The following is a 21011-nucleotide window of genomic DNA, read 5'->3' on the forward strand; positions in this document are numbered from 1 at the left end:
TGTGTCCTTTAAGCCTTCATGGCCTGGGATAGCGAATTGAGACGGGTGCGGATCGAGGCGTCGATGCGCTTCGAACCGATGGTGACGACGAGGCCGCCGAGCAGATCGGGGTCGACCTTCGTGGAAAGCTTGACCGTGCGGCCTTCGCGGGCCGTCAGCTTGGCCTTGAGATCGGTGAGCTGGGCGTCGGTCAGCGCATGCGCGCTGGTCACTTCGGCGGTGACTTCGCCGCGCTGGGCGGCGGCGATCGCGCGGAAGGCGCGAATCACGGCCGGCAATTGCGACAGGCGGCGGTTCTGCGCCAGCACGCCGAGGAAGTTCTGCGTCAGCTCCGATACGCCGAGAATGGCGGACACGCGCGACAATGCCTTTTGCGCGTCGCCACGCGATATCTTGGGATTGGTGGTAACGGCGGCGAACTCGTCCGATTCGTCGAGCGCAGCCTCGACCTTCTCAAGGTCCGATTCGACCGCGGTAACGGTTCCGTTTTCGCTCGCGAGATCGAACAGGGCGGAAGCGTAACGCCCTGCCAGGCTAGCCTGAATACCGGCGGAAATATCCACGCGCTTGAGGTCCTCTCGGGTCCGGAAGAAAAATCTGTGCGATCCATGCCGCGTGCGGGCGGACAAGAGTCGCCCCGGCAAGGTCGGCGCGCGCCTAGCAAAGCCCCCCCGCAATGGCAAGCCGAGTCCGGACAGGGAATCTGGACTCCGCTCCACTCTCGCGTAGAATGCGTGGCATAAAGCAACCAATCGCGCGGGAGAGAGGCGATGCAGATGGTGCCGCTGGCCCCCAAATGCGGGGTCGAGATTACAGGGGTAAGCCTAGCCGAAGCGGAGGGCGACACGCTCGACGCGATCAAGCAGGCGATCTACACCCACGGCGTCGCGCTGTTTCGCGGGCAGAGGGACTTCACACCCGAGGCCCATATTGCCTTTGCCAAGCGCTGGGGCGGGATCGACATCAACAATTACTTCCCGTTGACCGACGAGCATCGCGAGATCGCGGTGGTGAGAAAGCGCGCCGATCAGGTCACCAATATCGGCGGCGGGTGGCATACCGATCATTCCTATGATCAGGTACCCGCGATGGGCTCGATCCTTGTCGCGCGCACATTGCCACCCTCGGGCGGGGACACTTTGTGGGCGCATATGGGCGAAGCCTATGATGCTCTCCCCGACGACCTCAAGAAAGAGATCGAGGGGCTGGAGGCCTATCACACTGCCGACCATATCTACGACGAAGGCGGGCTCTACGCGAAAACCGACATGGGCGGCGATCTGCGGGGAAAGGCGCTCAAGACCGGCGCTACGCACCCCATCGTGATCCGCCACCCGCAGACCGGGCGCAAGCTGCTCTATGTCAACAGCGCCTTCACCGTGAACATCGTCGGCCGCACGCGCGAGGAGAGCCTGCCGCTGCTGCAGCAGCTCTATGCCGCTGCAACTGCGGCGGACAACACCTGCCGCGTGGCGTGGGAACCGGGTTCGGTGGCGATCTGGGATAATCGCACGACCTGGCACCTGGCGATGAACGACTACCAGGGCCACGCACGCGAAATGCACCGCATCACGCTGACCGGCGAAACGCTGGCGGCGTAATTTGTCGGTCCATCGCTCCGCTACTTGATGCCGTTTCTTTTCGGCACGTCGCTGCGTTGTTCGATGTCGATCAGCCTAGAGTGCGCGCGGCCCAGATGATCGGCGAAAGCGCAAGGAACGCGAAGCCCACCGCCACGACCGACCAGCGCTTGGCGAAGATCATCGCGATGAACAGCAGCCCGAACATCGTGTCCGGCCCGGCGCGCAGGAAGACGTCGCTAGCAGTGTCCGAGGTCGTGAAAACGTGGCCGAGATAGCCGATATGGATCGACCAGAAATACAGGCTGGCCAGCAGCCACTGGTACCGCCGGTTGCGCTGATAATAGTCGGCCAGATCGACGCCTTCCTCGCCCACCTTGTCGGGCAGCGATACGGCGGCCAGCAGCACCAGCATGACCAGCTGAAACATGACCGGCAGGAACTGCGCGAAGGTGATTTGTCCGTCGGGTTGCGAGGCCGCGCCCCACCAATAGGCGATGATGCTGAGCAGGATGAACAGCGCGAAGGCAGGCTGTGCCCAGTGCCAGGTCACCTTGTCGGAGCGCAATACGCGGTTGAGGTTTTCAAGCTCGAACGCCACCGCCACGCCGAGCACGATCGAGGCGAAGACGAGGGCCTGCTCCATCAGTCGCTGCCCGTCCGCGCGCTACATTCGTAGACCAGCCGCTCGTTGGCCTGGCGTGGCAATTGTCCGAGGACTTCGCCTTGCAACTCGCCAAGCCGGGCAGCTGCTTCCGTGGTGCCGCATTGGGGCGCTTCGTACTTGCCGCGGGCCTCGCGCGCCTCGATCATCGCGCTGCGCGGGAGGAGGAAGCGCTCGACCCGGAAGATCCGCCGGTCGGGATCGAAGCTGTTGACCGAAACCGCGTCTTCGGAATTGGGCACGAACACGCGGCTCCAGGTTCCTCCGGCAAAACCGTATTGCGTGCGTTCGTTGATGCAGCCGTCGGGGGTCCAGTCGAACGCGAGATCCTCCGCCTTGGCGCTGGTGATGCGGCTGCGCTCGGGGATCAGCGTGCATTGCAGCGCGAGTTCGCTCGGCTCACCGGGATCGGCGACATTGGGCACATCGTCGTCTTCCTGCATGGCGGCGGCCACACGGCGGTCGATTTCATCGAGACCGGGACGGGTGAGATAGGCGGCGAGCGCGGCCAGCACGACGACGATGGTTGCGCCGCCTGCGATCCGCAGCCGCGTATCGTCGCGCTCTTCTTCCGGCTGCCGCCACAGCGAAAGCGCCCACTGGCCAAGGCCGAAGGCGACCAGCAGCAAGACGAAGGCGAGGAAGACACGATCCTCGCGTTCGAGAATGACGCCCTGTTCGGCCTCGAGCAGCGCGCGTTCGCGCTTTGCGCGCTGCGCTGCCGAGCGTTCGGCCAGATCGGCGCGCGCGGCTATCTGCTCGCGCTGGAGCCGCTCTCGCTCGGCCTCGTCCAGATCGGCCATCGAGCGGCATACCGAACTGTTGACGCGGGGCTCGACATCGTTGGCGCGCAGGAACGGCAGCAGCTCGCGGTTCGATACGGCAAAGAAGAATTCGGCATCGCCGCCGTCATTGTCCGCGCCGAAACTGTTTACCCCGACCACTCGACCGCAAGGATCGAGCAGCGGGCCGCCCGAACTGCCGCGCGCGATGGGGGCGGTGTGAAGAATGGTGTCGAATTGGCGGCTGGGGCGCGTGCCCGATACGAAGCCGCGGCTCTTGACCGGCGGCTGGCTGCGAAAGATGTCGCTGAAAGCGAGCCCCTGCGCGCGGTCGACATTCATCGGGTAGCCGACGCTGGTCACTTCGCCGGTGTCGGGCGGCACGCCGCCTACCAGGGCCAGCGGGGGCAGGCGCAGCTCGCCGGTAATGCGGATCAAGGCGAGATCGTTACGCGGACTCACGGCGACCGGCTGGCCATAGACCGCCTCGCCTCCACCGCTGGGAATGATGCCGATCCTGAGCTCGTCGTCGCGCAACGCGTCGCGTAGCACATGTGCATTGGTCACCACCTGGTCGCCCGCGACCGCGAATCCCGTGCCATGGCTGATCGGGATCAGCTCGCCGCTTTCCTCGCCGATGATGACCACGCGCACCACGCCGCGCGCGGCGGCATCGATATCGGCCGGTTCGGCCTGCGCCAGCGTGGGCGCCAGCAGCGCGAGCATGACGGCGAGGAGTGCAGGAAGGCGTCCCATCGGGGCCGTCTTGTGACGATCATTGGCTTTAATCGCAAGCCGCGGGATGCAAGCTTGCCGAGACGGGCGCAAAAGAGGGCCACATACGCTATGGAGGCAATCGTGAGCATCACCGAAGACACTGCATGGGCCGCCGTTCTGCGCCGCGACCGCGCTTTCGACGGGCGTTTCGTCACCGGCGTCATGACCACGGGCATCTATTGCCGCCCGTCCTGCGCCGCGCGGCACCCCGCGCGGGGCAATGTGCGCTTCTTCGCCGATGGCGCGGCTGCGCGCGCGGCCGGCCTGCGCGCCTGCAAGCGCTGCCGGCCCGACGACGTGGGGCGCGACGAGGCGGCTGTGCTCGCCGCGATCGACGAGATCAGGCAGGCGGAGGACGCACCGACGCTGGGCACGCTGGCACAGCTCACCGGCTATTCGCCGAGCCATTTCCAGCGCGTCTTCAAGCGCGCCATCGGCCTCTCGCCCGCCGCCTATGCCCGCGCGCTGCGCGAAGAGAGGGCGCGCGATGCGCTGTCGCAGGGCGACAGCGTGACCGGCGCGATTTACGAGGCGGGCTATGGCTCGGCCTCGCGTTTTTACGACGGCACAAAGGGACGATTGGGAATGACGCCGAGCGACTGGCGCGATGGGGGCAGAGGCCGCACCATCCATTGGACTCTCGTCGATACGACGCTTGGCACCATGCTGGTCGCCGCCACGGAAAAAGGCGTGTGTTGCCTGTCTTTCAACGAGGGCGAGAAAGACTTGCGCGCGCGCTTTCCCAATGCCGAGCTGGTGGAAGGCGGCGGGGAATTCCGCACGCTGTTCGAACAGGTGACTGCAGCCGTCGAACAGCCGGTCGATGCCACCACGGCCGAGATCCCGCTCGATGTGAAAGGCACCGCCTTCCAGCAACGTGTGTGGCAGGCCCTGCGCGCCATTCCGGCTGGCGAGACACGCAGCTATGGAGAGCTCGCCGCCGCACTGGGCAATCCCAAGGCGAGCCGCGCGGTCGGCGGCGCCAATGGGGCGAACAACATTGCGGTCCTCATCCCGTGCCACCGCGTGATTGCCGCCGATGGAGGGCTGGGCGGCTACGCCTACGGCACCGAAATCAAAGCGGAATTGTTGAGGCGTGAGCAGGGTTCGACCAAGAGCGGAAAGTAGTATCGGGCGGAGTTCGGTATTGATTGACAGCGCGTTAAGGCTCTTGGCCTATGCTGGCGGCCGCACCCGGGGCTGAATCATTCGACTGTAGGGACGGGATATTGAGAATCGCAATCGTTTCGCTGGTCGCGATCGCGGTCGGACTCGCCGCGATCCTGGCGGCCCTGCTCGTCCATCCCTATTACGCGCACCGACTGGCCGATATGGTCGGTTCCGACCACCGTGGCTATCGGTCGATAGTCCATTCCGACACAATGCAGGCGGTCAATGCGGCGCGCCTGAGCCAGGGAGAGGAAACCGCGCTTGCCTTCTTCGGTGCGAGCACGATCGAACGGCTGGATATCCGTCGCTTCGGATCGACTGCGGTAAACCTCGCCTATGGCGGTTTGACTTCGCGCGATGTGCTGCAATACGCTCGCGGCAATGCGGCCTTCGCCGAAACACGAACCGTGGTGGTGCTGGCCGGCTTCAACGATCTCGCGGCGGGCCGATCGCCTCGGGAAATAGCGGATGACATTGCGGCCCTGCTCGCGTTGCGCCTGCCGTCCAAGCCGGTGCTGCTGGTGGGTGTCCTGCCGGTCAATCCCGCGAATCTCGGCACGGCGTCCGTCTCCAACGAGGCGATCGAAACGCTCAACGACTATCTCGAGGCGACCTGCCGTGAGGCAGCCAATTGTCGGTTCGTCGATCCGGCGAGGGGGCCTCATGCCTTTTCCGCACCGCTGCCCGCTTCGCTCGATTCCGGAGACGGGATTCATCTCAATGGCGCCGGCAACCGGCAACTGGCCGATCTTGTCGAGATGTATCTGGGTCAGAGCGCCCGGACGCGCGACGATGGTTGACACTCCCGCCGCGGCGCCGAGGCTCTATTATGGCGATCTCGATGTCGCGCGTGGAGTCCTCATGGCACTGGGCGTTTTCCTGCACAGCGCCGTTCTCTTCAGCACCGATGTCTTCGCGAACTACGGTGCCGATTCCGACCCCGGGCCCTATCGCTTCCTGGTCGATGCGATCCACCTGTTCCGGATGCCCGCGTTCTTCGCGGTTTCCGGCTTTTTCTGCGCCATGTCATTGCGCCGCCAAAGCGTGACCGCGTTTCTCAGACTCAAGAGCCGGAGGATACTGGTTCCGCTGCTCAGCGTGTTGCTGACGTTCAACATGATCGAACTGTGGCTGAGGCAGGCGGCCAGATCGGAGCCGGAGATCCATGCCGGCGCGGCCTTCCGATTTCCGTTGGATCCGACGCTGTTCGGCGAGCTGTTGCTGCACCTGTGGTTTCTTGTCGTTGTCTTCGTCTATTTCCTCCTTGCCATGCTCGTAACGGCTTTGGTTGCGGCGGTCGGAGAGCGCCGCCACAAGATTGCGCGGGGGGCTTTCGCCAGGATCGAGCGCATGCCGAACGCGGCGATCGGCACCTGGTTCTTGGCTGCAATCGCGCTTGCCTATGCCCCCCATGCCGCGGGAAGCCTGGGGCCGGAACTGATCTATCCGCAATGGGTGTTCGGTATCGCGCCGTTCACGATCCTCTACTACGCACCCTTCTTCGCATTCGGGGCTGCGCTGAATTTCATGCCGCAACTGACCGAACGCTGGCGGCAATTCAGTCTTCCCAAACTGCTCGGCTTTTCGGCAGCTATCGTGCTGGTCCCGGCCGTGGCGGCGAGTGGCTGGTTCGGCGAGACCGCGATGGTGGCCGTTTCGGCGATCGGCGCGTGGATTTGCGTGTTGAGCATCTTCGGCCTGTTCAACGCGGCCATGCGGCTGGTGGGAGATCGGTCGCGCGCCTTCGCCGAGCCTGCCTATACGATCTACCTCCTGCACCACATCCTCGTGTTTCTCCTCGGTTGGCTATTGCTTTCCCAGGGCATCGATGGGGCACTGGCCTTCGGCCTGGTCGTGGCGAGCACGCTCGGCCTGACGCTGACAATTCATTATTCCGTCGTTCGCAAGTCGGCTGCCATGCGCTTGCTGCTCAACGGGAAGTAGGGAAACGGGCGGATCAAGGCCCGCCCCGCCGAACTGTCGACCGGGATCGCTTCGAGTGCCGCGAGCGGGGCATTCGATCGCGCTCTATCGACCTTGCCGCGGAAATCGGATGACAGCCCAACCTTCGGTTCTTCCCGGGAAAAGCGCGGACGATTTGCCAGTCGCGCAGGCTGAGCCTAGATCAAGGCATGCAATTCTCGATCGTTTTCGCGATTTCATGGGTTCTGATCCTCGCTGTGGGCGGCGGGCTGCTCACGAAAATCGGCTCATGGTATCGAAATCTCGAGAAGCCTTCCTGGCAGCCTCCCGACTGGCTGTTCGGCCCGGCCTGGACCGTGATACTGGGGCTGGCGGGCTGGGCCTTCGTGCTGAGCTGGGACGGCGCCGCCAGCGGCGACGAGCGAATGCTGCTGATCGGCCTCTACCTCGCCAACGGTCTGTTCCATTTCCTGTGGTCGCCGCTTTTCTTTACCGCGAAGCGACCCGACTGGGCTCTGCTAGAGGTGCCGTTCCTGTGGCTGTCGGTACTCGCGCTATGCGTTTTTCTGAGGGACTGGTCGGTACTCGCGAGCTGGTTGATCGTGCCCTATCTCGCGTGGGTCAGTTTCGCATCGATCCTGAACTTGAAGATCGTCCGTCTGAACGGCCCGTTTCCCAAGTCGGCCGGCTGAATGGGCCTGCCGTCAGGGGCTAAAGAAAAGGGGCGAGCGACCGATGCCGCCCGCCCCGCCGAGTTTGTGTTGCATTCGGCCCTAGAGCCCGCTGGCCATCCCGTCGACGCTCTTGCTGACGAGGATGTTGACCGCCACGCGGCGGTTCTGCGCCTTGCCCTGCTCGGTCGAATTATCCGCCGCCGGGTCGGCTTCGGCCATGCCGGTCGGGACCATCATGCGATAGGGCTTCCAGCCACATTCCTGCTGGAGGAAGTTGACCACGCGCGTCGCGCGCTTCTCGCTCAGCTCCTGGTTGTATTCGTAATCGCCAACGGAGTCGGTGTAGCCGACCACCAGCAGCAGCGCATTGTCGGTCGCCTGCGCCTGCTGGGCAGTGCGGCACAACTCGTAACGCGCTTCCTGCGAGAGGTTGTAGCGGGCGGTGTCGAAATAGACGTTGGTGGTGCCCTTGATATTGTATTCGTCGATATTGGCGACGCGGCCGCGCAGCGCTTCGGTCGCAGCCTCATTTGCGGCGAAACGCTGGTCGGTGCCGGCGTGAATCATGCGCGCGGTCTTGAGGTCGCGCGACTTCACGGCGACTTTGGTGGCGATCAGGCCGCGATCCGCCCACTGGACGGTTTCCACATCGACCGGCAGGCCGTTGAGCAGGTCGGCTTCGGTCAGCGCATCCTTGTCGAGGCCGAGAAAACCGCCGCTGCTGCGGATTTCGGTGGCCGGGCTGATCGTGATCACGGTCCGCGTGCCGTCCATGCCGGTGACCTGGATCCGGTTATCCTTACGCGCCGAAATGACGCCTTCGAATTCGGGACCCTCGGGCAGTTCCGATAGATCACCCGGCATGGTGCCGGTGACCGTGATGTCGTTGGCCTGCGCTTGGTAGCCCGATTGCGCATCGAGCTCCTGCGCAGTCGCCGCGGTGGCCAGCAGGCCGATCGCTGCAAGCGCGGCTGCGCTGGTGGAAATCTTGTTCATCTGCATACTCCTGAAATCTGGTGTGCCGCCTCGCGGCAGCCGGAGCCGGGCCGACCCGACCGGGCGTAGACGGAAGTCAGAGTTCCCTTCGTCCTCATGTTGTAATCGCGCGGCGGGATTGCCGCAGGTGCGCGCCGGGTGTTCGCCGAAACCTGTCGGCGCGATGAACAATTGCGGCGAAATCGTGGCATTGGCGGGTGGCGCGGGTAGTCGCTGCGACGAACCGTTGCAATCGCTCAGTCGGCGCTGGCCCATCCGGAGGGTGCGGGCGTGAGCGAGTCGAGGAAGGTATCTGCGCTGTCGAGGTATGCCTGCCTGCGGTCGTCGTCCATCCGGTCCCAGGTCGAATAAATCCGCCCGATGCGTGGGTTCTTCTCCAGCCGCTCGCGGTGGCGGTCCATGAAATGCCAGTAGAGCGGGTTGAAGGGGCAGGCGCCTTCGCCCGTCTTCTTGTTGGGTGAATAGGTGCAATCCGCGCAGTAATTGCTCATCTTGTTGATGTAGTTGCCGCTGGCCGCATAGGGCTTGCTGGCCAGCTTGCCGCCGTCGGCATAAAGGATCATCGCCGCGACATTGGGCAGTTCGACCCATTCGTAGGCGTCGGCATAGACAACGAGATACCAGTCCTGCACCTCGCGTGGATCGATGCCAGCGAGCAGCGCGAAATTGCCCAGCACCATCAGCCGCTGGATATGGTGTGCGTGGGCGTTGTCGCGCGTGGTGCGGATGCAGTCGGCAAGACAGGCCATGTCGGTCTCGCCGGTCCAGTAGAAGTCGGGCAGGCCGCGCTGGGCGTTGAGGGCGTTGGCCTTCTGCAGATGCGGCATCTGGTGCCAGTAGAAGCCGCGCACATATTCGCGCCAGCCGATGATCTGGCGGATGAATCCCTCGACCGAATTGAGCGGTGCCTTGCCGTCTTGGTAGGCTTTCTCGGCGCGGCGGCACAATTCGAGGGGGTCGAGCAGGCCGAGATTGATGCTGGTCGAGAGCATCGAATGGAACAGATCGTCCTCGCCCGCGACCATCGCGTCCTGATAGGGGCCGAAGCATTCGATCCGTTCGGCGAAGAAGGCATCGGCGGCTTCCTCTGCCTCGGCGCGCGTAACGGGCCACGGGAATGTCTCGAGACTGCCGAAATGGTCGCCGAACCGGTCCTCGACCAGATCGATCACTTCCTGCGTAATGTCGTCAGGGTCGAACTTGGGGCGTTCGGGCGCCGATAGGCCTTCCTTGGGCGGTTTGCGGTTCTCGCTGTCGTAATTCCACTCGCCGCCTTCGGGCTTGCCGTCGTTGTCGACAAGCAGACCGGTCTTGCGGCGCATCTCGCGATAGAAGAACTCCATGCGGAGCTCTTTGCGATCCCCTGCCCATTCGTCGAACTCGGCCTGGCTACAGATGAACCGGTCGTCGCGCAGGATTTCGATCTCGCAGGCGAGCTTGTCCGCCCACTGGTCCATCGCCTCGCGCACGCGCCATTCGCCCGCCTCGACCACGCTGACGAGGCGCGGGGAGTGCTGCTCGATCGCGCGCGCCACCTCGCCGGTGAAGCTGCCCGCATTGTCCTCATCGTCGAGCGTGATGTAATCGACCGTCCACCCCGCATCGCGCAATTCTTCGGCGAAATGGCGCATGGCGGAAAAGATCAGCGCGATCTTCTGCTTGTGGTGCCTGACGTAGGTCGCCTCGTCCCAGACCTCCATCATTAGGATGACGGTATCGTCCTTGGTACGCCCCCGAATCGAGGCGAGGTCGCGGGTTAGCTGGTCGCCGAGGATGGGGACGAGTACGGGATTGTCGCTGGGGCCGGGCATTGCGTTTTCAATGCCCGGCCCGCGCGATCGTGCCTCACAGCTTGGCGATTTCTTCCCGGGCGGCTGCCAGGCCGGCCTCGATCGCCTCCGGACCGTAGCCTGCCTTCTCGACGCGCACGAACTGGAGGTCGTCCACGCCGACGAAGCCGAAGAAGGTCGTCAGCAGGCTCTCCTGATTCTCGGCCATCTGGTCGTTCGAATATTCGCCGCCACGCGCGGAAGCGACCACGACCTTGCGCCCGCCGGCCAGACCCTCGGGGCCGTTTTCGGAATATTTGAAGGTCACGCCGGGCACGCCCAGCCGGTCGAGCCAAGCCTTGAGCTGCGAGGCAATCGAGAAATTGTACATCGGCGCGCCCACGATCACGATGTCGCTGGCAAGGAATTCGTCGAGTACCGCGCGCTCGCCGGGATAGGCGGCGGCAACGGCTTCCTCGTGGGTCTCGGGCGGCGTGCGGATCGCGCTGGTGGTGATCGGGTCGATATGCGCCAGCGGCTCGGCCACCAGGTCGCGGGTGACCACCTTGGCCTCCGGGTGCAGGTTGGTGAAATGGGCGAGCAGCGCGTCGGTCAGCTTACGGCTGATCGATTGATCGCCCGTGGTCGAACTGTCGATACGAAGAATTTGCACGTCGGAAACTCCATAGTTACTATCGATAACCTGGAGGCCATATGGAAACTGCACCCCAAGTTGCGCAAGAAGGCACTTTGCCGTCAGATAGGGACACCGGTGTTACTCTCGAAGTGCACGACGCGCCGCAGTGCAGCGCGGTCAATGACATCCTCGCGCGGGTGGGCGACAAATGGTCGGTGCGGGTGGTAATGGCGCTTGAAGGCGAATCGCGCCGGTTCAATCAATTGCGGCGCGAGATTTCCGGTATTTCGCAGCGCATGCTGACCCGCACGCTGCGCGGTCTCGAACGTGACGGCCTGGTCAGCCGGACGGTGACGCCCAGCGTCCCGCCGCGAGTCGACTATGCCCTTACGGCGCTCGGTAGATCCCTGTGCGATCCCGTGGCGCGGCTGGGCAATTGGGCGATCGCGAACATCGCCAAGGTCGAAGCGGCGCGTGCCACGTTCGACGGCGAAACGGACCAGGCGCGCTAGACGAAACTGTAGGGATCGATGTCCACCGCGACGCGCACGCCGGGCGGGTGGTCGACCGCGCCGAGCCAGCGGCGGATGACGTCCTGTAATTGTACGCTGCGCCGGGCATTGATGAGGAAGCGATAGCGATAGCGGCCGCGCAGCAGTGCCATCGGGGCGGGGGCAGGGCCGAGGATCAGGCAGTCGGGCAACTCGGGGCGAAAGGCGCCGAGGCGGTTGGCGGCCTCGCGTGCTTCGGCATCGTTCTCGGAACTTATGATGATCGAGGCCCAGCGGCCGAAGGGCGGGGCACCTACCTCGCGGCGCATTTCGGTTTCGGCGGAATAGAAGGCGTCGCGGTCCCCGGCAGCAAGCGCGGCGATAACGGGCGCTTCGGGATGGCGCGTCTGGATGAGCACCTCGCCCGGTTTCGAACCGCGCCCCGCGCGCCCGGCAACCTGCGCCACCTGCTGATAGGTCCGCTCGCCCGCCCGCAGATCCCCGCCTTCGAGCCCCAAGTCCGCATCGACCACGCCGACCAGCGTCAGTTCGGGGAAATGGAACCCCTTGGTTACCAATTGCGTGCCGACGATGACGTCCACCTCGCGCGCCTCGACCGCTGCGATGAATTCGGCGGCACGGCCGGGGGAATTGAGCGTGTCCGAAGTCGCCACGAACACCCGCGCCTGCGGCAATCGCTCGGCCACCTCGTCGGCGATGCGCTCGACGCCGGGGCCGCAAGCGACGAGGCAATCGGGTTCGCCGCATTCGGTGCAGGCCTGCGGGGCGGGGGCTTCGTGCCCGCAATGGTGGCAGGCGAGGCGGCGGGTGAAGCGGTGCTCTACCAGCCAGGCGCTGCAATTGGGGCACTGGTAGCGAAAGCCGCAATTGCGGCACAGGGTCAGCGGCGCATAGCCGCGGCGGTTGAGGAACAGCAGCGACTGTTCGCCGCGCTCCAGCCGCTCCTCGATTCCGTCGACCAGCCGTTGGGCCAGCCACATGCCGTGCGGGGGCTTTTCCTCGGTCAGGTCGATCGTGTCGATGCTGGGCAATTGTGCCCCGCCGAAACGGATGGGCAGGTCGACCTTGGTGTAGACCCCGCTCTCGGCCATCTGCAGGCTTTCGAGCGCGGGCGTGGCGCTGGCGAGCACCACGGGCACCTTTTCGAAATGGCCGCGCATCACCGCGACATCGCGCGCGTTGTAGCGCACGCCGTCTTCCTGCTTGAAGCTGGTCTCATGCGCCTCGTCGACCACGATCAGGCCGAGCCTTGCAAAGGGCAGGAACAGCGCCGAACGCGCGCCTACGACGACCTGTGCGCTGCCGTCGGACACAGCGCGATAGGCGCGGCGGCGCTCGGTCGATTTGAGCGAGGAATGCCACAGCACGGGCGCGGCGCCGAAGCGCTCCTCGAAGCGGTGGAGGAAGTTTTCGGTCAGCGCGATCTCGGGCAGCAGCACGAGCACTTGGCGGCCCATCCGCAGCGCCTCTGCCACCGGTTCGAAATAGGTTTCGGTCTTGCCCGATCCGGTCACCCCGTCGAGCAGGAAGGGCGCGAATTCTGCTTTGCGCACGGCTGACGAGAACACCGCCGAGGCCTCGCGCTGTTCCTCGCTCAGCTCGACCTGCGAGAAGTCGGGTCGCGCTTCGTCATAGGGGCGGTCGCAATCGACCTCCACCGGCTCGAGCACGCCCTGGTTCACCAGCCCCCGCAACACGCCTTCGGATACGCTCGCGATGCCCGACAGCTCGCGGATCGTGGCCTGCTCGCCCTCCAACGCCTCCATCGCCGCCTGTCGCTGCGGCGTCATGCGTTCGGGCATGCCTCCGGTCAGTCGATATTCGGTCATCGTCGCCGGGCCCTTCAATGCGCCGCCCGAAGACAGCGCCATGCGTGCGACGCTCGCCAGCGGGGCGACGTAATAATCGGCGGTCCATTCGATAAGGCGCCGCAGCGGTCCCGACAGGGGCGGGACGGGCAGTATCCCCCTGAGGTTGCGCAGCTTCTCCGCCGGAACCTCGGTGCCGGGCAGCCGTTCAGCCTCCCAGACGATCCCGATCACGGTGCGCGGCCCCAGCGGGCACTCGACCACCGAGCCGGGCTCGACTGCGAGCCCTTCGGGCACCTTGTAATCCAAGGGGCCGAGGGCGGCATTGAGGACGAGGCAGCGCACGCGGTTCATGGCCGGGCCATATGGGCGGCGCGATGGGCGTGAAACAAGGGTGGGATGGAAGAGGACTGACGATATGACCGATATTCTCGTGAAACCCACCGGGCGGCGCGCCTTTCTAGGCGGCATGGCGGCTTCGGGCGGCCTGCTGATGCTGCCGGCCTGCTCAAGCCTTCCCGGCTTCGGCATGGTCGATGCGGTCCAGCGCATCCTATTCCTGTCGAGCGAGCGGGCCTTTGCCCGCATGCTCCAGGGCGATGGTTTCTGGGACCAGCAGGTCGCGCAGCTTGGGCTGGGCAATCTGCTCGGCACGCGCGGCGACGTGATGACCCGCATTCTTACTTCGGCGCTGTTCAAGAGCCGGCTGGAGGATGCCTTCGGCGATATTGCCTACGAAGGTGCCGAGCGCGCGGCCCCGCTGGTGACCGATGCCGTGCGCACAATCGGTATCCAGAACGCGATCGACCTCGTGCGCGGCGGGCCGACGGCGGCGACCGCATTCCTGCGCGGATCGATGGGCACCACGCTGGTCGAGGCCATGGTTCCCGAACTTGGCACCGCCATGCGCGTGGCGAGCGATCCGCTGGTCGGCGAGTTGCTGCGCGGTCTTACCGGCGTCGACTTGGCCAGCGCGACCACGCGTTTCGCCGGGAATATCGACGACACCATCTGGCGCGAAATCGGCGCGGAAGAGGCTGCCATCCGCCGCGACCCGCAGGCGACGCGCGATCCACTGATCATCGGTGTGTTCGGGGCGGGCGGGCAGGTCTAGCCGCCAGCCATATCGACCGCTAAGGCTCTGCGGGAATCGCAATTCCCCCGGAGCCCGCACTCATGAAATTCTTCGTCGACACCGCCGACATCGCCGACATCAAGGAACTGGCCGAAACCGGCCTGCTCGACGGCGTCACCACCAATCCCTCGCTGATCGCCAAGTCGGGCCGCGACTTCATGGAAGTGACCAAGGAGATCTGCGACATCGTCGATGGTCCGGTCAGCGCCGAAGTGGTCGCGCTCGATCACGAGGCGATGATGAAAGAGGCCGAGGTGCTGCGCAAGATCGCGGACAATGTCTGCATCAAAGTGCCGCTGACGATCGACGGCCTCAAGACCTGCAAGAAGCTCACGGGCGACGGCACGATGGTCAATGTGACACTCTGCTTCTCTGCCAACCAGGCGCTGCTTGCGGCCAAGGCGGGGGCGACCTTCGTTTCGCCCTTCGTCGGTCGACATGACGACAACGGTTTCGACGGCATGGCGCTGATCCGCGATATCCGCCTGATCTACGACAACTATCCCGGCTTCACGACCGAGATCCTCGTCGCCAGCGTCCGCAATCCCGTGCATGTACTCGAAAGCGCGCGGATCGGCGCCGATGTCGCGACCATGCCGCCCGCGGTCATCAAGGGACTGTTCAAGCACGTCCTGACCGACAAGGGCATCGAGGGCTTCCTTGCCGATTGGGAAAAGACCGGGCAGAGCATACTTTAAGCATGCCTCCCAGCGCAGGCTGGGACCTCCTTCGGCTTCGCGCCAAACCGCACGAGACCCCGGCCTTCGCTGGGGATCGGGAGATAGATGACCGACCAGACTCCCCTCGACCGTTTCAAGCAGGCGCTGACCGGCGCGGCTCGCGCGCTCGCGCACGAGCCCGAGGTCGAAGTCGCCTGGAGCGCGGATGCGCCGGCGCAGAGCGGCAAGAATTTCCGCGTGCCGCTACCGGGCCGCAATCTGCCGCGCGAGCAGGCGGTCGAGGCGCGCGGCTTCGCCGACAGTTTCTCGCTCCGCCTGCGCCACCATAACGAGGCGCTGCACAGCAAAGGCGCGCCGCCCGAACCGATCGCGCGCGCCTGCTACGATGCGATCGAGCAGGTTCGCTACGAGGCGATCGGGTCGAACCGCTATGCGGGGATTCGCGACAACCTCAATTCCGCGGTCGAGATGCGCACCGCCTCGGACTCGATCGTTCGCGCCGAGGACGCGAGCGATGTCCCGCTGCCCACCGCGCTGTCGCTGATGCTGCGCGAGGCGTTGACCGGCGAGGAAGTGCCCGAGCGCGCCCGCGCGGGCGTCGATCTGGTGCGCGAGGACATCCTCGCCAAGATCGGCACCGACATGGATGGCCTGGCCGACGTGCTCGACGATCAGCGCGCGTTCCAGGACCTGACGCTCGATCTGCTGCGCGATCTCGACCTCACGCTGCCCGACAGCCCCGAACCGACCGATGCCGAGGATGGCGAGGACGAAGACGGCGAAACACCCGAGGAGCAGGAGAGCGACGAGGAGGACGAGGGCGGCGCCGAGCCCGATGCCGCCGATGCGCGCAGCGAGGTCAGCGACGGCGAGGCCGAGGGCGATGCCGACCAGGAGGTCGACGGCGAACAGCAGATGTCCGACGGCGATCCGGCGGACGATGGCGAGGAGGGCATGCAGCCCGTCCGCCCGAACCGTCCGTGGACCGATTTCCCCGAAACCTTCGAATACACCGCCTACACGACCAAGTTCGACGAGGAGATCGAGGCGGGTGAGTTGTGCGATTTCGAAGAGCTCGAACGCCTGCGCACCTATCTCGACAGCCAGCTTGCCGGGCTCCAGGGCGTCGTCACGCGGCTGGCCAACCGGCTGCAGCGCCGCCTTATGGCGCAGCAGAACCGCAGCTGGGATTTCGACCAGGAAGAAGGGCTGCTCGATGCCGCGCGCCTGACCCGCGTGGTGGTCAGCCCCGGCCATGCCCTAAGCTACAAGATCGAGCGCGATACCGAGTTCAAGGACACGGTGGTCACGCTGCTGATCGACAATTCGGGCAGTATGCGCGGCCGGCCCATCAGCATCGCCGCGATCAGCGCCGATATCCTTGCGCGTACGCTGGAGCGCTGCGGCGTGAAGACCGAAATCCTTGGCTTCACCACCCGCGCCTGGAAGGGCGGGCAAAGCCGCGAGGCCTGGCTTGCCGATGGCCGCCCGGCCAATCCGGGCCGCCTCAACGATCTGCGCCACATTCTCTACAAGAAGGCCGACGAGCCCTGGCGCCGCGCGCGCCGCAACCTCGGCCTGATGATGCGCGAGGGGCTGCTCAAGGAGAACATCGACGGCGAGGCGCTGCTATGGGCGCACGATCGCCTGCTCCGCCGCCCCGAGGATCGCCGCATCCTGATGGTCATCAGCGATGGCGCCCCGGTCGACGACAGCACGCTCAGCGTCAACCAGGCGGGCTTCCTCGAAAGCCATTTGCGCAGGGTGATCGACTGGATCGAGAAGCAGTCGCCGGTGCAGCTTGCCGCGATCGGGATCGGGCATGACGTGACCCGCTACTACAAGCGCTCGGTGACGATCATGGATGTCGAGCAGCTTGGCGGCACGATCATCGAGCAACTGGCCGATCTGTTCGAGGTGGAATGACGGGGTGTCGAACGCGGCATTGGACATCCGTTTGCTCGGTCCCGACGACTACGCGCTCGTAAATGCCGCGGAAGAAATCTTCGACGATCGCCCGATTGCCAAACAGACACACGCTTTTCTGAATAGCGACCGCGATTTTCTCTGGTTCGCGCTTATCGATGGGCAACCCGTGGGCTTTGCCAGTGCGACAATCGTGCTGCATCCAGACAAGTCGCCGCACCTCTTCGTCAACGAACTCGAAACGCGGGACGGCTTTCGCCGCCGCGGAATCGCCACCCGCTTGATGCGCACGGTACAGCAGCACGGCAAAGCCAACGGCCTGTGGCCGATCTGGCTTGCTGCCGAAGGGGATGACGATAGGGCGATCGCCTTCTACCGCTCGCTGGGAGACATGGAGGAACGCGGCGCGGTCGTGTTCGAATGGGAGTGACAATGAACGTATCCGACGCCGTAGCCAGCCGCCGCTCCGTCCGCGCCTTCACGCAGCAGCCGGTCGAGCGCGAGGTTCTCACCCGCATCCTCGAAAAGGCGCAGCGCAGTCCATCGGGCGGCAACACGCAGCCGTGGCACGGCATCGTCCTCACCGGCGAACCGATGCAAAAGCTGTTCGCGCGTGTCGCGCAGGATTTGCCCAAGGGGCGCGAGGCCTTTGCGCCCGAATATCACGTCTATCCGCCCGAGCTCGACGGGGCCTACGAACAGCGACGCCGCGGCGTGGGCGAGGACATGTATGGCGCGCTCGAAATCTCGCGTGAGGAAAAGGGCAAGCGGCTGATGTGGTTCGCCAACAACTTCCGCGCCTTCGGGGCGCCGGTGCTGATGCTGGTTCACACGCCCAAATACATGGGCCCGCCGCAGTGGAGCGATATCGGCATGTGGCTGCAGACCATCGGCCTGCTGTGCCGCGAAGAAGGGCTCGACACCTGCTTCCAGGAAGCCTGGGCGGTCTATTCCCCGCAGATCCGCGAAGTGGTCGACATCCCCGAGGACCACACCTTCTTCTGCGGCGTCGCCATCGGCTACCGCGACGCGGAGGCGCCGGTGAACAATTTCGATGTCAAGCGCGCCGCGCTGGACGAGAGCGTGCGCTGGGAAGGGTGGTGATTTCCATCGTCATCCCAGCGCAAGCTGGGATCGGGTGCAATTCCGCGCCAAACCGGCAGCGATCCCAGCTTGCGCTGGGATGACGGGATAGTATCAGGCCCCGCATGACCGACACGCCGCTCAAGCTGTTCAATTCGCTGACCCGTCAACTGGAGGAATTCCGGCCCGTCCACGAGGGCGAGGCGCGCGTCTATTCCTGCGGGCCGACGGTCTACAACTACCAGCACATCGGCAATATGCGCGCTTATGTCTTCGCCGACACGCTGGGGCGCACGTTGCAGTGGAAGGGCTACAAGCTCACCCATGTCATCAACATCACCGATGTCGGACACCTCACCTCCGACGCGGACGAGGGCGTGGACAAGATGGAGCGGATGGCGGCGAAAGAAGGCAAGTCCGCCTGGGACATCGCAAAGTTCTATCAGGAGGATTTCGAACACGACCTTGCGCGCCTCAATGTCCAGCCCAAGCAGCACCCGCGCGCGACCGAGTTCGTCGAGGCAATGATTGTCTGGGGCGAGAAGATCGCGCCGGAGCATTGTTACGAGCTCGACAGCGGCCTCTATTTCGACGTCTCGACCGTTGCCGATTACGGCCGTCTGGCACGCGCGGTGACCGAGGACGGCGAAGGCCGGATCGACACGGTCGAGGGTAAGCGCAATGCCGCAGATTTCGCCATCTGGCGCAAGACCCCGGCGGGCGAGACGCGGCAGATGGAATGGGACAGCCCGTGGGGCAGGGGCGCGCCCGGCTGGCATCTCGAATGCTCGGTCATGGGCGAGAAGCTGCTGGGTTTCCCCTTCGACATCCATACCGGCGGGATCGACCACCGCGAGATCCACCACCCGAATGAGATCGCGCAGAACCAAGCCTTCTGCGGGTGCGGCAGCCTCGACGATGCGACCCACTCGGGCGCGAAGATCTGGATGCACAACAACTTCCTCGTCGAGCGCTCGGGGAAGATGAGCAAGTCGTCGGGCGAGTTCCTGCGGCTGCAATTGCTGGTCGACAAGGGCTACCACCCGCTCGCCTACCGCATGATGTGCCTCCAGGCGCATTACCGCAGCGAGCTGGAGTTCTCGTGGGAGGGGCTGGGCGCAGCACTCACGCGGCTCAAGCGCATCGTGATGGCGGTCGAGCGGCTGAAGGACGCACCCGCAGGCGATCCCTCGCACCAGAAGTTCGCTCCCATGCGCGCAAAATTCGCCGAGGCCGTTTCGGACGATCTCAACACGGCTGTCGCGCTGGTCGCTCTCGAAGAGGCGCTCGCGGTCAAGAAGGTCGATGCCGGTGTGAAGCGCGTGGTGATCGAGGATATGGACGCGGTCCTCGGTCTCGACCTGTTTGGTGTGACCCGCACCGACCTGCGTATCCGGCCCAAGGACGCCCGGATCACCGAGGCCGAAATCGAGGCCGAGCTGCTCCGCCGCAAGGAAGCGCGCATGGCCAAGGATTTCGCCACTTCCGACGCGATTCGCGAAAGCCTTGGGGAAAAAGGCGTCGAGGTGATGGACGGCGACCCGCTCGGTTGGGAATGGAAGCTCTGACCATGGCCGATCCGCAGACTCTCCTCTGGCAGCATCTCAAGGATACGCCGAAGGGCCTGCAATTCGTCCGGGACCATGAAGCCGGGGGTTTCGTCCTCCCGCTCTACTGCGCCGAGGCGCATCTCGCGATCGAGGTCGACGACGATCCCTTCAAGCCGAAGAACGACAGCGAGCGCGAACGCTGGCAGGAACAGCACCGCGTCGACATCATGCAGGTCCCGCCCAGCCATGTGCTGCGCAATGCCAGCGAAGTGGCCGCGGCGATCCTCGACATTGCTGGTCGCCGCAAGGAACGGTTTGCGAAAATCGGCTGAAGCGGCAACAGGGGGCATCGAGGAGAAATCGATGACCAAAGCCGTATTGTCCGCCCTCATCCGCCCGCTGGTCGAGCCGCGCCTGCCCGATTGGGTCGAGCCGCTGTGGTTCGCGAGCAAGGAGCAGGCGCTGGAGTTCGCGCCGGAAGCGGAGATCGGCTGGTTCGACCTCAACGAGAAAGAGCCGATGATCGAAATCGCGCAGGTCGCGACCAGGCTCAAATGGATGAACTCGATCTATGCCGGGCTCGATTTCATGCCGCTCGATCTACTCAAGCAGCGCGGTGTCACCGTGACCAACGGCGTCGGCATCAATGCCATCACCATCGCCGAATATGTCGTCATGCTGATGCTTGCCCATGCCAAGGGCTATCGCGAGGTCGTGCGCGCGCAGGAGCGGCACGAATGGCTGCTCGACAGCCCGGGCAAGCGCGAATTGTCGGGCGAGCGCGTGCTGCTGCTCGGCCTCGGTGCGATCGGCCGGCTGGTCAAGACGCGGCTCGAGGCGTTCGATATGAAAGTCGTGCCCGTGCGCCGATCGGGTGCCGACGGGGCCTTGAAGCCCGGCGAATGGCGCGAAAAGCTGGGCGAGTTCGACTGGGTCGTGCTTGCGGTTCCCTCGACTCCCGAGACCAAGCACATGATCGGCGCGATGGAGCTCGCCGCAATGCGTCCCAACGGCGTGCTGGTGAACATCGCGCGCGGCGACGTGGTCGATCAGGAGGCGCTGGTCGAGGCTCTCAAGGAGAAGAAGATCGAGGCCGCGCTGCTCGATGTGACCGATCCCGAACCGCTGCCCGAAGACCACCCGCTGTGGGACCTCGACAATGCGCAGGTCACCATGCACCTGTCGGGCCGCGCGCAGACCAAGATGTTCCAGCGCAGTGCGGATCGCTTCATCGAGAACCTCGAACGCTGGCACCGGGGCGAACCGGTCGAGCCGCAGCTGGACCTCGACCTCGGCTACTGACCCGGTCCCGCGGCTCCGCCGATCCGTAACCGGACGCGTGGCG

General features: G+C 64.8%; 21 protein-coding genes. 14 read left to right on the forward strand and 7 right to left on the reverse strand.

Features of this window, described 5'->3' with window-relative positions; all coding sequences use genetic code 11:
* Positions 1-8 precede the first annotated feature (8 nt).
* Positions 9-563: a F0F1 ATP synthase subunit delta gene (locus ASS64_RS11910; RefSeq protein WP_067694628.1), complete on the reverse strand. Its 555-nt coding sequence runs from the start codon at positions 561-563 to the stop codon at positions 9-11.
* A gap of 207 nt (positions 564-770) precedes the next feature.
* Between ASS64_RS11910 and ASS64_RS11915 the strand changes: the two genes are divergently transcribed.
* Positions 771-1601 carry a TauD/TfdA family dioxygenase gene (locus ASS64_RS11915; RefSeq protein WP_067694631.1) on the forward strand — a complete coding sequence of 277 codons (831 nt, stop codon included), beginning with the start codon at positions 771-773 and terminating at the stop codon, positions 1599-1601.
* Between the two features lie 70 nt (positions 1602-1671).
* Here ASS64_RS11915 and ASS64_RS11920 read toward each other — a convergent pair whose 3' ends face one another.
* Positions 1672-2226 (reverse strand): hypothetical protein, encoded by a 555-nt coding sequence (locus ASS64_RS11920; protein ID WP_067694635.1) that lies wholly within the window; start codon positions 2224-2226, stop codon positions 1672-1674.
* A complete protein-coding gene (locus ASS64_RS11925; RefSeq protein WP_067694638.1) occupies positions 2226-3782 on the reverse strand; it encodes a serine protease in 1557 nt (518 codons plus the stop codon). The genes ASS64_RS11920 and ASS64_RS11925 overlap by 1 nt, the downstream gene beginning before the upstream one ends.
* Before the next feature lie 90 nt (positions 3783-3872).
* Between ASS64_RS11925 and ada the strand changes: the two genes are divergently transcribed.
* From ada to ASS64_RS11945, 4 genes are all read left to right on the forward strand, one after another.
* Positions 3873-4931 (forward strand): bifunctional DNA-binding transcriptional regulator/O6-methylguanine-DNA methyltransferase Ada, encoded by a 1059-nt coding sequence (gene ada, locus ASS64_RS11930; protein WP_067694641.1) that lies wholly within the window; start codon positions 3873-3875, stop codon positions 4929-4931.
* A gap of 101 nt (positions 4932-5032) precedes the next feature.
* Positions 5033-5773: an SGNH/GDSL hydrolase family protein gene (locus ASS64_RS11935; protein WP_067694644.1), complete on the forward strand. Its 741-nt coding sequence runs from the start codon at positions 5033-5035 to the stop codon at positions 5771-5773.
* On the forward strand, positions 5766-6917 hold the full coding sequence (locus ASS64_RS11940) for an acyltransferase family protein (RefSeq protein ID WP_067694647.1): 1152 nt from the start codon (positions 5766-5768) through the stop codon (positions 6915-6917). Before ASS64_RS11935 ends, ASS64_RS11940 begins: the two co-directional genes overlap by 8 nt.
* A 188-nt stretch (positions 6918-7105) precedes the next feature.
* Positions 7106-7588, forward strand: a complete 483-nt coding sequence (locus tag ASS64_RS11945) for a TspO/MBR family protein (protein ID WP_067694650.1) — start codon at positions 7106-7108, stop codon at positions 7586-7588.
* 81 nt (positions 7589-7669) lie between these two features.
* Here the strand turns inward: ASS64_RS11945 and ASS64_RS11950 are convergent, their stop codons facing one another.
* From ASS64_RS11950 to ASS64_RS11960, 3 genes are all read right to left on the reverse strand, one after another.
* A complete protein-coding gene (locus ASS64_RS11950; RefSeq protein ID WP_067695246.1) occupies positions 7670-8566 on the reverse strand; it encodes an OmpA family protein in 897 nt (298 codons plus the stop codon).
* A 236-nt stretch (positions 8567-8802) separates the two neighbouring features.
* Positions 8803-10377, reverse strand: a complete 1575-nt coding sequence (locus ASS64_RS11955; RefSeq protein WP_067694653.1) for a cryptochrome/photolyase family protein — start codon at positions 10375-10377, stop codon at positions 8803-8805.
* 34 nt (positions 10378-10411) lie between these two features.
* The gene (locus ASS64_RS11960) at positions 10412-11008 is read right to left on the reverse strand and encodes an FMN-dependent NADH-azoreductase (protein ID WP_067694656.1); all 597 of its coding nucleotides are present in this window, start codon (positions 11006-11008) and stop codon (positions 10412-10414) included.
* A 113-nt stretch (positions 11009-11121) separates the two neighbouring features.
* Between ASS64_RS11960 and ASS64_RS11965 the strand changes: the two genes are divergently transcribed.
* Positions 11122-11484: a helix-turn-helix domain-containing protein gene (locus ASS64_RS11965; RefSeq protein ID WP_067694659.1), complete on the forward strand. Its 363-nt coding sequence runs from the start codon at positions 11122-11124 to the stop codon at positions 11482-11484.
* On the opposite strand, the gene ASS64_RS11970 is transcribed toward ASS64_RS11965, so the two are convergent.
* Complete coding sequence (locus ASS64_RS11970; protein WP_067694662.1) at positions 11481-13646, reverse strand: primosomal protein N'; 2166 nt, start codon at positions 13644-13646, stop codon at positions 11481-11483. The two genes, ASS64_RS11965 and ASS64_RS11970, sit on opposite strands and share 4 nt — an antisense overlap.
* Positions 13647-13710: 64 nt before the next feature.
* Between ASS64_RS11970 and ASS64_RS11975 the strand changes: the two genes are divergently transcribed.
* From ASS64_RS11975 to ASS64_RS12010, 8 genes are all read left to right on the forward strand, one after another.
* On the forward strand, positions 13711-14406 hold the full coding sequence (locus ASS64_RS11975) for a DUF4197 domain-containing protein (RefSeq protein ID WP_067694665.1): 696 nt from the start codon (positions 13711-13713) through the stop codon (positions 14404-14406).
* Positions 14407-14468: 62 nt separating this feature from the next.
* Positions 14469-15125 (forward strand): fructose-6-phosphate aldolase, encoded by a 657-nt coding sequence (gene fsa, locus ASS64_RS11980; protein ID WP_067694668.1) that lies wholly within the window; start codon positions 14469-14471, stop codon positions 15123-15125.
* Between the two features lie 87 nt (positions 15126-15212).
* Positions 15213-17033, forward strand: coding sequence for a cobaltochelatase subunit CobT (gene cobT / locus ASS64_RS11985; RefSeq protein ID WP_067694671.1), 1821 nt, complete (start codon positions 15213-15215; stop codon positions 17031-17033).
* A gap of 4 nt (positions 17034-17037) precedes the next feature.
* Complete coding sequence (locus tag ASS64_RS11990; protein WP_198147704.1) at positions 17038-17463, forward strand: GNAT family N-acetyltransferase; 426 nt, start codon at positions 17038-17040, stop codon at positions 17461-17463.
* A gap of 2 nt (positions 17464-17465) precedes the next feature.
* Entirely contained in the window at positions 17466-18137 is a 672-nt protein-coding gene (locus tag ASS64_RS11995) for a nitroreductase (protein ID WP_067694677.1), read from the forward strand.
* Between the two features lie 104 nt (positions 18138-18241).
* A complete protein-coding gene (cysS, locus tag ASS64_RS12000; RefSeq protein WP_067694681.1) occupies positions 18242-19684 on the forward strand; it encodes a cysteine--tRNA ligase in 1443 nt (480 codons plus the stop codon).
* A 2-nt stretch (positions 19685-19686) separates the two neighbouring features.
* Entirely contained in the window at positions 19687-19998 is a 312-nt protein-coding gene (locus ASS64_RS12005) for an endonuclease domain-containing protein (protein WP_067694684.1), read from the forward strand.
* Between the two features lie 31 nt (positions 19999-20029).
* Positions 20030-20968 (forward strand): D-2-hydroxyacid dehydrogenase, encoded by a 939-nt coding sequence (locus ASS64_RS12010; protein ID WP_067694687.1) that lies wholly within the window; start codon positions 20030-20032, stop codon positions 20966-20968.
* Positions 20969-21011 lie beyond the last annotated feature (43 nt).

This window comes from Erythrobacter sp. AP23 (genome assembly GCF_001542855.1).
Taxonomy (GTDB): Bacteria; Pseudomonadota; Alphaproteobacteria; order Sphingomonadales; family Sphingomonadaceae; genus Qipengyuania.

What these genes read in the sequence shown, in the direction of transcription:
- ASS64_RS11915 (WP_067694631.1), top strand. Translation starts at nt 771, where the DNA reads ATGCAGATGGTGCCGCTGGCCCCCAAATGCGGGGTCGAGATTACAGGG.
- ASS64_RS11920 (WP_067694635.1), bottom strand. Translation starts at nt 2,226, where the DNA reads ATGGAGCAGGCCCTCGTCTTCGCCTCGATCGTGCTCGGCGTGGCGGTG.
- ASS64_RS11925 (WP_067694638.1), bottom strand. Translation starts at nt 3,782, where the DNA reads ATGGGACGCCTTCCTGCACTCCTCGCCGTCATGCTCGCGCTGCTGGCG.
- ada (WP_067694641.1), top strand. Translation starts at nt 3,873, where the DNA reads ATGGAGGCAATCGTGAGCATCACCGAAGACACTGCATGGGCCGCCGTT.
- ASS64_RS11940 (WP_067694647.1), top strand. Translation starts at nt 5,766, where the DNA reads ATGGTTGACACTCCCGCCGCGGCGCCGAGGCTCTATTATGGCGATCTC.
- ASS64_RS11945 (WP_067694650.1), top strand. Translation starts at nt 7,106, where the DNA reads ATGCAATTCTCGATCGTTTTCGCGATTTCATGGGTTCTGATCCTCGCT.
- ASS64_RS11950 (WP_067695246.1), bottom strand. Translation starts at nt 8,566, where the DNA reads ATGAACAAGATTTCCACCAGCGCAGCCGCGCTTGCAGCGATCGGCCTG.
- ASS64_RS11955 (WP_067694653.1), bottom strand. Translation starts at nt 10,377, where the DNA reads ATGCCCGGCCCCAGCGACAATCCCGTACTCGTCCCCATCCTCGGCGAC.
- ASS64_RS11970 (WP_067694662.1), bottom strand. Translation starts at nt 13,646, where the DNA reads ATGAACCGCGTGCGCTGCCTCGTCCTCAATGCCGCCCTCGGCCCCTTG.
- ASS64_RS11975 (WP_067694665.1), top strand. Translation starts at nt 13,711, where the DNA reads ATGACCGATATTCTCGTGAAACCCACCGGGCGGCGCGCCTTTCTAGGC.
- fsa (WP_067694668.1), top strand. Translation starts at nt 14,469, where the DNA reads ATGAAATTCTTCGTCGACACCGCCGACATCGCCGACATCAAGGAACTG.
- cobT (WP_067694671.1), top strand. Translation starts at nt 15,213, where the DNA reads ATGACCGACCAGACTCCCCTCGACCGTTTCAAGCAGGCGCTGACCGGC.
- ASS64_RS11995 (WP_067694677.1), top strand. Translation starts at nt 17,466, where the DNA reads ATGAACGTATCCGACGCCGTAGCCAGCCGCCGCTCCGTCCGCGCCTTC.
- cysS (WP_067694681.1), top strand. Translation starts at nt 18,242, where the DNA reads ATGACCGACACGCCGCTCAAGCTGTTCAATTCGCTGACCCGTCAACTG.
- ASS64_RS12005 (WP_067694684.1), top strand. Translation starts at nt 19,687, where the DNA reads ATGGCCGATCCGCAGACTCTCCTCTGGCAGCATCTCAAGGATACGCCG.
- ASS64_RS12010 (WP_067694687.1), top strand. Translation starts at nt 20,030, where the DNA reads ATGACCAAAGCCGTATTGTCCGCCCTCATCCGCCCGCTGGTCGAGCCG.